We start from the raw sequence: 6,000 nt of genomic DNA on the forward strand, positions 1-6,000 counted from the left end.
CTACAGGCCACCCGCATAGCTCTCATTCAAGTCCATGGCGGCGCCGCAAGGTAGCCCCCTGCTGGGGGCAAGCAAGATTAGGCAGGTACAGGATGGGCATTCAAAGCCTCAGTACATTACTGCAAAGCGGCATCAATTTTGGCAAATGCCTCAAAATTGCCACCAATATCTGGTCGTTTTCTAACCGACATGCGATAGCAACAAAGACTACCAAGGATTGCTCATGCGACTGAAGAATTTTCTGAATGCCATCTTCGTGGCTGCCCTGCTCGCCCTTCCCACTCTGGGGGCCGCGCAAACAATCTTGACGGTTTCGACCCCTGAGCAATCCGTGACGTATACGCTGGAAGAACTGCTCGCGCTACCTCAGACCACCGTTGTGACCAAAAACGACTATGTGGATACCGCAGCCACGTTCCAAGGACCGCGTTTGCACGCTGTGCTGAAGCCCCTAAATGTAGGGCCTGATGCGACCCTAAAGATGGTCGCACTCAATGATTTCAGCTCAAATGTGCCAGCCGTAGATGCCTTCGATTACGATGTCATTCTGGCAGTCCTACGTGATGGTGAGCCGATGTCGGTTCGGGACAAAGGACCTATATGGGTCATTTATCCAATGGACGACCATGCGGAGCTTCGAGACGATTCTTTTAATGGCAGACTAGTATGGCAGCTCAAAACCATAGCTGTCGAGTGACTGATAAAAACAGAATCATTCGCGCGGTACTCCTCATAGTTTTTTTCGGTGCCGTGCTCTTTGGTATCGGGGTCATCTATAAGCTGAGCGATAGGGTCGATAATATCCAGACCGCGGAACAAAGCGACCCGCTTTGGATCGGCTCACAGCTTCAGTTCGAAGTCCTCAGACTTGAGAAAGAACTTAGTGAAGTCGCGCTCGGCCTTAAACCGCCAACCAATGTGGCTTTGCGCTTTAACATCGCCTGGAGCCGGATCACAATCCTCCAAGAGGGTAAGCTTTCAGATCTCATCACGAGCTTTGGCATAGATCAAACAGTGCTTTCTGATCTTGAGGAGACCTTCCAGACCGTTGAGCCCGATATTGCTGAGTTCATATCACAAGAGCGGACAAATGACGCGGGCCGGCAAAAGGCCGCTGAGATTCTCGCAGAACTCGAAGGCTACGACATCGCTTTACGCAATCTGTTGGTGGCTCTTGCCCAGGCCAAAAACAGCACTCTATCAGAGTTCCGAACGGGTCTGCTGTCATTATCGCATGTCATCGCCTATCTCGGCACTACGCTTTTAATCCTTTTCGGGATCTTTGTTTCTCTGCTTCTGCTCGAACTTCGCGTCGCAAAGAAAAGGGAAAGGGAAATGCGCACTCTGGCTGAAGAAGCAACCTCAGCAGCACGCATGAAAATGAACTTCATGAGTGTGGTCAGCCACGAATTGCGCACGCCGTTGACGTCGCTGTTAGGCGGGTTGTCTTTGCTGAAAGCCAGGGTCGGCGACACAATGAAAGACCAGACCGCTCTTAAACTACTCGATGTCGCCGACCGCAACGGAAATCGGCTCCTTACACTCGTCAATGATATTTTGGACGCCCAGGCATTAAGCGAAGGGAAAGTCTCCGTAAGACGCGAGACGGTGGACCTCAATGACGTGGTCACAACCGCGGTTGAGAACTGTCAAGTCTACGCAGGAAAACTGGGAGTCAGCTTCGCTGTCCACACACCCCAGGAACCCGCGATCACCCTTACTGACAGCGCACGGGTCACGCAAATCTTGAACAACCTGATCTCCAACGCCGCCAAATTCACCTCCGCCGGTGATGTGGTTGAAGTTCGCTTGACGCAGATCAGCGGCAGAGCGCGGATTGAGGTTACTGACCATGGGATCGGCATCCCCGCAGACTTGCAACCTGACATCTTCACCCCTTTTCATCAGATTAACCCTGGCACCACGGGCGCAAACAAAAGCAGTGGCCTGGGTTTGAGCATCACCAAACAGTTGGTAGACCTGCTCGGCGGAAAGGTGGGGTTTACCTCCGTTGAGGGCGAAGGATCGGTGTTCTGGATTGAATTGACGTTGCACTTGCAATCTCATCTGGCCGAGAGCGCATAATTTTCTCCTACATTTCCTACCCCACTAAATTAAAGCATTGTCCGGCCGACGGATCGAAACCCACAATGTGGAAGGTGTCCTTGCCGATATCAATCCCGATCGACATCAGTTCATCAAAGTCTATATTCGCCATGATACTTCTCCTATCTGCGGATGAAATAGGCTCAGCCTAACCTGCTGGATGAAGCAGCCGGTACATCCCATTAGCGGACATCGGACCAAACGTCACTCGCTGCACCGCAGCCTATTTTCGCCGATCTTTCTCTGAGGTTGCGCCGACGCTATTCGCGCGAAGGTAGGGAGCTTCAAGAATTTCGACTTCTGGCAATTTTTTGAGTTCGGCTTTTTCTAACCTTGCGTCGCAGCTTTGTTGAATTTAACAATTTCTCAAAAAAGTGATTGCACGGTTTTAAATATTACTTTCATGCGGGTCCGTTGCATTAACTGCCCGACCACCGCAAGTGTTCGCCTGTATCAGCCCCTGACCATCGTCACTGACAAGGCGCACAGCTACGCCAAGGTGATCGGCGAGATCAACGACCGGCTCGGGCCAGAGCACACAATCCGCCATGTCGATCGCAAGTACCTGAACAACCGGATCGAGAGCGATCATGCTGCAACAAAACAGCGGCTGCGACCGATGCGTGGCTTCCAGACCATGGCTGGCGCCAAGGCCGCGCTCGCCGGGATCGAAACCTTCCGCACCATCCGCAAGGGTCAGTTCGAAAGCTGCAGGACCGGAGTTAAAAACGAGATCGACTTCGTCGCCAAACTCTTCCCGGAAGCCGCTTGATGATCGCAGTTCCTGCTTTTACTGCGCCGAAGCAGCGTTAATGCAACGGACCCCCAGGCATTTCCAAAAGAGGAGCCTTCAGCCAAGATCTCATTTCTAAGCGCTTTGGCAGAGGACGTCATTAAATCGCCGCAATCCCATATACACTCTTTAGTATGTAATAATACCAAAGACTGTATAACGAGAATGGTAGTTTTTCAGAAATCGAGAACATAGCTTTGTCTGGCACGATCCCATTAGAGCCTTAAGGGCCCGCCGAGTACGGTCCACTTCACGAAATCTGATCTAAGCCTGCCATATCAAGCTCAAAGGACCAAGCACATGAAGATCCTAGCTGTCGATGACAACCAATTCATCCGCGAGTTCTTGCCCGCGATCTTGAAAGACACCGATTTTTCAAATGTAACTGTTGCGGCTTCAGGCAAAGAAGCGCTTGCGATTATCGAAGCCACAACGCAACCCTTTGATTGCTTGCTACTGGACATCGTGATGCCCTTCATGGATGGGATAACGCTATGCCGCAAAATTCGGGCGATCTCGAGCTACCGCACGACACCGATCATTATGCTGACCCTCAAATCTGACGCGATATCAATTGAGAAAGCGTTTGCTGCCGGCGCCAATGACTATATCGTTAAGCCCTTTGAGGTTCGGGAAGTTGAACGGCGTCTGCGCGTAATCCAGCGCCTCTTGGACAGCTCGGAAGTGGCTCTGCGCCTTGATCCAAAATCAATGCTTTCAGGTGGCACCTTGGGGTTGCACGACTTCGAGCTCAAGGAACCGGTTCACGTCCTTGGCGTCCCTCAATTGGTCCCCCCTTTTTCGCTTGGTAATTACCTGTCGCAGCTTTCCCGCAAGCACTTACAAATCTGCCAGGTTTTCTGCGCACAAATCGAAGACGTCGAAGCCCTATACACTTATGCGAACAGCCGCGAATACGCTATGGCCATCGGCAACGTAGCAGCCGCAATCAGCACGGTCGTAGACTGCCCACAACTTCTCATGGCGCATTTTGGCGGGGGCACAATATTGAGCATCGTCACCGGTGACAGCCTGCCAGACTGGCCGCAAATAGAAGAGTTGGTCCTCGCGGATCTGCAGATCATGGGCCCATGGGGAGAGGAAGCGGATAAGGCGCCGATCACTGTTTCAATCGGCCGACCTGTGCGCCCAAATGCCAATCGAACACAGCGGGTTCGCAACACTTTCAACCGAGCGGTTGATAGGGCCGCGGGACGTCAAAACTCCAAGAACAACCTCTGGACTCCTCATACATCTGCGGTGTCATCTGCCCGTTGATTTCCTGATAGAATAAGGAACGGTTTATCTGCTTTGGCCCCTTCTCGTTCATGCAGTGGGGCCAAGCTACTTTCCTCAGGCAAAGGATCTGTTGGTGCGCCAGGTATGTGGAGCCCTTGGAGGATATCCGCGCGCACCAAAGCAGCAATCCTAACAGCGCAGGCCCCTCCTAACATAAATGCGAAGAGCACGGCCCAGAGGCCCCCGCCCAGCAAATACACGAGAAATGCCGTGATGATCGCGCAGAGCAAACCAATAAGGACAATGCTCTTCGGGACTGGAACAAAAGACGTGCTAAAGGCGGAGAGCCTGCCACCTGATGCTGCGGATAATCCCTTCTCTTTCGCAGGCCTCATTCTCAGCTACCGTCGTCGCGATGAGGGCACATGCGGCGGCGACCATAGAATGTGTAGGCTGAAAATATCACGCTACCGTCCGTTTCGGTTCAGCGGAAAGGAGAGGTCAACAGATAAGCTGCTTGGGCACACAACTTTGGCTCATCAGCCTTCTAGGCCCCTCCAGTAGCTACAAAGCTTCCGAAGGGGCCTAGATATTTCAGATCACCCGTAGGATTAGATACTGCCTAGGTCGTCGCCATTAAGACCTCCGAGGAGATCGGTAACTTCGCCAAGCGTCTCTCCAAGTGGGTTATCACCGCCGAGCAATCCGCCTCCGAGGTCACCAGAACCACTATTTGATCCCGTCAGCCCCCCAAGTACGTCACCCAATGGCCCCTCTTCTCCGGTCAGGCCATCTAGAACATCACCCAGAGGAGCCTCCTCCCCTGTGAGGCCGCCGAATACGTCACCCAGAAGGCCGCCTAAAGGATCATGGGCACCACCATCACTACCAGTGCCTTCACCAAGTGTGCCAGTACTGGTTAGTTCGCCAACAATACCGCCAGAACCAGTGATATCTGACAAAACGCCCTCGTTCCCGACAATCTCGCCAAGCAAGCCCTCAGAACCTGTCAGCTCGCCCAGAACCCCTGAATTGCCGGTGAGATCACCTAGCAACCCGCCATCGGAGATAACGCCGTCGACCACGCCAATGCTGTCATTAGGGACGCCATCTCCTAAGACAGGCTGTCCCAAGAGGGCCTCCCCCACCGTATTTGCCGGTGTTCCTTCGCCGACCAGACCCCCAAGCAGACCCTCAGATCCCGTAAGTTCTCCAAGAACCCCAGAGTTCCCTGTCAAATCCCCAAGCAGTCCATCATCGGAGATCACTGGGTCAAGGAAGCCTTGATCGCTTGCTTCCGTAGGAACTGCGGGTTCCAGCAGTCCATCGCCTCCAAGAAGCCCGCCCAGAAGATCATCCACACCGCCCTCGCTTGCGGTCGTACCTCCGCCGAGAGTACCAGTACCGGTGAGTTCGCCGACAAGCCCGTCCGAACCAGTGACGTCAGACAAAACGCCCTCGTTTCCGACAAGATCACCCAACAAGCCATCAGAGCCTGTCCCCTCACCCAGAACCCCCGAATTGCCAGTAAGATCACCTAGCAGGCCTCCGTCAGAGACGGCCCCGTCAACCAAGCCAATACTGTCATCAGGGACGCCCTTTCCGAGGAACGGCTGACCTAGAAGGTCCTCACCCGCGGAGCCAAGCGGGGTGCCCTCTCCAATCAGATCACCGAGCAGGCCCTCAGAGCCCGTAATGTCCCCAAGAACGCCAGAGTTGCCGGTCACCTCGCCTAAAAGACCATCATCAGAGAGCACCGGATCAAGGAAACCTTGATTACTCGGATCGGTCGGGTCCGTGGGATCAGTTGGATCGGTCGGGTCCGTGGGATCAGTCGGATCGGTCGGGTCCGTGGGATCAGT

The 6,000-nt window shown here is 53.7% G+C and carries 5 protein-coding genes; 4 read left to right on the top strand and 1 reads right to left on the bottom strand.

Annotated elements, in window-relative coordinates:
- The first annotated feature begins 223 nt into the window (after positions 1-223).
- The 4 genes from BM229_RS17250 to BM229_RS17265 all read left to right on the top strand — a co-directional run bounded on the left by BM229_RS17250 (position 224) and on the right by BM229_RS17265 (position 4,177).
- On the top strand, positions 224-697 hold the full coding sequence (locus BM229_RS17250) for a putative pterin-binding protein (RefSeq protein ID WP_093928892.1): 474 nt from the start codon (positions 224-226) through the stop codon (positions 695-697).
- Positions 667-2,085 carry a sensor histidine kinase gene (locus BM229_RS17255; RefSeq protein ID WP_093928893.1) on the top strand — a complete coding sequence of 473 codons (1,419 nt, stop codon included), beginning with the start codon at positions 667-669 and terminating at the stop codon, positions 2,083-2,085. The genes BM229_RS17250 and BM229_RS17255 overlap by 31 nt, the downstream gene beginning before the upstream one ends.
- 370 nt (positions 2,086-2,455) lie before the next feature.
- Complete coding sequence (locus BM229_RS17260) at positions 2,456-2,878, top strand: DDE-type integrase/transposase/recombinase (protein WP_208604116.1); 423 nt, start codon at positions 2,456-2,458, stop codon at positions 2,876-2,878.
- A gap of 321 nt (positions 2,879-3,199) precedes the next feature.
- Positions 3,200-4,177 (top strand): response regulator, encoded by a 978-nt coding sequence (locus BM229_RS17265; protein WP_093928895.1) that lies wholly within the window; start codon positions 3,200-3,202, stop codon positions 4,175-4,177.
- Positions 4,178-4,749: 572 nt separating this feature from the next.
- Here BM229_RS17265 and BM229_RS17275 read toward each other — a convergent pair.
- Positions 4,750-6,000: hypothetical protein (locus BM229_RS17275; RefSeq protein WP_208604117.1), on the bottom strand; the 1,251-nt coding region annotated here is incomplete at its 5' end.

Source organism: Sulfitobacter dubius (assembly GCF_900113435.1).
GTDB classification, from domain to species: Bacteria; Pseudomonadota; Alphaproteobacteria; order Rhodobacterales; family Rhodobacteraceae; genus Sulfitobacter; species Sulfitobacter dubius.

Coding starts and splice junctions, on each gene's coding strand:
- BM229_RS17255 (WP_093928893.1), top strand. CDS start 667: ATGGCAGCTCAAAACCATAGCTGTCGAGTGACTGATAAAAACAGAATC.
- BM229_RS17250 (WP_093928892.1), top strand. CDS start 224: ATGCGACTGAAGAATTTTCTGAATGCCATCTTCGTGGCTGCCCTGCTC.
- BM229_RS17265 (WP_093928895.1), top strand. CDS start 3,200: ATGAAGATCCTAGCTGTCGATGACAACCAATTCATCCGCGAGTTCTTG.